The 694-nt window shown below is 62.4% G+C and carries 1 protein-coding gene; it reads left to right on the forward strand.

Annotated features, from left to right (window positions below):
- On the forward strand, positions 1–694 hold a 694-nt coding region (locus tag ONV78_RS31855), incomplete at both ends, for a DUF6531 domain-containing protein (protein WP_279508621.1).

A 694-nucleotide genomic window follows, 5' to 3' on the forward strand; every position in this document is an offset into this window, starting at 1 on the left:
CTCGCCCAGCCCCGAAGAGACGTCCGTCAGCGACGCCAGCGGCCACAACGACAATGGCGACACGCAAACCGCCAACGACGAAGCCTGCGTCAGCGGCGATCCTGTGAGCATGATCACCGGCGAGGAACTGCTGGATCTGGTGGATTTTACCTTGCCCGGTCCCATGCCGTTGGTGTGGAAGCGCACCTACAAGTCGTCCAACAACCATCAGCGCGGCCTGGGCGTGGGCTGGACGCATCTGCTGTGTCAGACCCTGGAAGAGGACAACGGCCGAATTACCTTCACCACCGATGAAGGCCGTTATATCGACTTCCCGCGGCCCCTGATCGAGCAGTCCAGCCGCAACGCCGCGGAGCGCATGACCCTGCATCGGGTGGACGAGAACACCTACGCGCTGCTGCAGATGGGACAACCGGACAAAGTCTTCGTCGGCGGCAACGGCGCCTACCGACTGGAAGCTCTGGTGGACGCCTTGGGCAATCGCATCGACATTGCTTACTGGCAGGACGTGGATGGCTATGCGCGTCCCATCACTATCCTGCAAGCCAACTGGGGACCGCGTCTGCATATTCTGCACAACGCCCAGGGCCTGATGTGCGAGATTCAGTCGATCCAGTCCAACGGCGCCGTCGCGACCTTGGCCACCTACGACTATGACGAGCAGCAGGACCTGATTCGCGCCGCAGACCGGGCC

It is taken from the genome of Hahella sp. CR1, from assembly GCF_029813005.1.
GTDB lineage: Bacteria > Pseudomonadota > Gammaproteobacteria > Pseudomonadales > Oleiphilaceae > Hahella.